The organism is Actinospica sp. (assembly GCF_035552695.1).
In the GTDB taxonomy this organism is placed as follows: domain Bacteria; phylum Actinomycetota; class Actinomycetes; order Streptomycetales; family Catenulisporaceae; genus Actinospica.
This window is the reverse complement of the sequence record NZ_DASZKT010000036.1, coordinates 1-1,645: the sequence shown is the minus strand read 5'-3', so window position 1 is coordinate 1,645 and position 1,645 is coordinate 1. Positions and strand designations below refer to the sequence as shown.

The 1,645-nt window shown below is 68.5% G+C and carries 2 protein-coding genes and 2 pseudogenes; 1 reads left to right on the top strand and 3 read right to left on the bottom strand.

The window, feature by feature from the left end; all coding sequences use genetic code 11:
- From VG296_RS06000 to VG296_RS32740, 3 genes and pseudogenes are all read right to left on the bottom strand, one after another.
- A pseudogene (locus VG296_RS06000) lies at positions 1-286 on the bottom strand (hypothetical protein); the annotation flags it as partial.
- Positions 287-532: 246 nt separating this feature from the next.
- Positions 533-787 (bottom strand): hypothetical protein, encoded by a 255-nt coding sequence (locus VG296_RS05995; protein WP_414641058.1) that lies wholly within the window; start codon positions 785-787, stop codon positions 533-535.
- Positions 757-951 carry a hypothetical protein gene (locus VG296_RS32740; RefSeq protein ID WP_414641059.1) on the bottom strand — a complete coding sequence of 65 codons (195 nt, stop codon included), beginning with the start codon at positions 949-951 and terminating at the stop codon, positions 757-759. The genes VG296_RS05995 and VG296_RS32740 overlap by 31 nt, the downstream gene beginning before the upstream one ends.
- 290 nt (positions 952-1,241) lie before the next feature.
- Here VG296_RS32740 and VG296_RS05990 point away from each other — a divergent pair.
- Positions 1,242-1,645, top strand: a pseudogene (locus tag VG296_RS05990) (hypothetical protein); the annotation flags it as partial.

Below are 1,645 nucleotides of genomic sequence, written 5' to 3'. Positions count from 1 at the left end.
GGGCGAACGTGTAGAGCGCGCGGCCGTCGCCGTCGAAGAGCACCTTTCCGTACTGCGAGGAGTTGGCCGCGGGCGTGGCGGAGGCGGTTGCCGCCGTTGCCCCGGGCCCGCTGTTGGAGTGAGGCCGGGATGGCGGCGCTGATGCAGTCGGTGCGGTTGCCGGTGCGGTAGCGGCCGAGGGCTTGGCGGATGCGATCGTGCTCGGAGCGGCGCCTGCGCAGGCGGCCAACGCGACTGCAGAGCCGAGCGCGAGCAGCACCGTGGGTACTGCGAAGATTCGTGACACGAGGTTCCTCCTGTGTCCGGGTGTTTCTCGCTATGGCCCTTTCGCAGCGGCCGGCGATGCTCCCGGGAGCCCGGCCGTAAGGGTTCGTAATCCCGGCGGAGGGGATCTTGCCCGCTCGCAAACTCAGACCTGTTTTGCCGGTCCGAGGCGAACCGTGGAATGCGGCCACGTCTTCCCTGCTCTGCGCGCGCAACGCAGGTCTAAGTCGCAGAAGCCCATCCGCCGCCGCACGGTCCGAACCGCCGCTCAGCCGGGGCTCCGGGAGCCCAGCGCCGAGGGCTTCTCCGCCGAGAACAGCCCGTGGGCGTGAGACTCGCAGCGCGATGCCTGTCGCGGCGTCAGCTCGAGCGTATGAGCATGCCCCAGAACACACAACCGCCGTCGAAGTGAAAGGTCGATCCGCACGAAGCGCCACGGCAGAAGCTTTTCCGCGGCGATCAGCGCTGCCGGCACCGCCATCCACGTCAGGCTCATCGCGCCGAGCGCAAACAGCGCCACCATCCGCGCCCAACAGCAGCCCAGGCACCACGTGGCGAACGCCCATCGAGAACGCCCCGCAAGGTCCATCTTGCCAGGAGTTGGTGAGAAAAGCCGAACGGCGAGCGGCATTTGCCCCGGCATTTGGTCTTCAACGGGGTGAACTCGTAGGCGGCAGCAACGAACAGCGCCGCCCCAGCGAGAGCTTGCCCCGGCCCAATGCCAGGCGAACACGTCTCCCGTCCACGCTCTGCCGGCCTTCAGGACGCCGTACGCTGCGGACACCGCTGCAGCGGGAAGCAGTGCCGTGCCGTCAGCGAGAAGACAGGGACGGTCCTCGCCGGAAATCGGTCCGGTTCGAGAGGGGTATGATCGCGGGGCTGTGCCGTCGCCGTGGGTAGCTTTCGGGGTGGATACGGATCCGCTCGCGCGTGCTCGACAGCTGCAGAGGAGCTGGGAGCGTCTACTCGCTGAGGGCTTGCTCGGTCCCGAGCTGCCGCTGGAAGCGGCGGCGGGATTGCGACCGACGATCGTCGAGTCGTGGCGGCGTTCGCTTGCCACAGGCCTCGATCCGACCGAGTTGGTGCCTCCGATCGCGGCGGACCCGTCGGAGGCGCGGGAGCGGTGGCTCGAGCATCCGCTTGGCCAGCTTGGGCACGTGCTCGCGGCGCAGCTCGGGGGGCTGGCCGAGGAGTCGCAGAGCCTGGTCGTGGTGGCCGATGCGTCCGGGCTGCTTTTGCACATCGATGGCGCCGAGTCGCTGAAGGAGCGCGCTCGCGAGATGAATTTCTTCGAGGGGGCACGGCTTAGCGAGGCGGTCGACGGCACCAACGGCATCGGGACACCGCTCGCGGCAGATCACGCCCTTCAGGTGTTCGCCTT

Excerpts from the sequence above, each read along its gene's own strand:
- VG296_RS05995 (WP_414641058.1), bottom strand. The coding sequence starts at position 787 with ATGGTGGCGCTGTTTGCGCTCGGCGCGATGAGCCTGACGTGGATGGCG.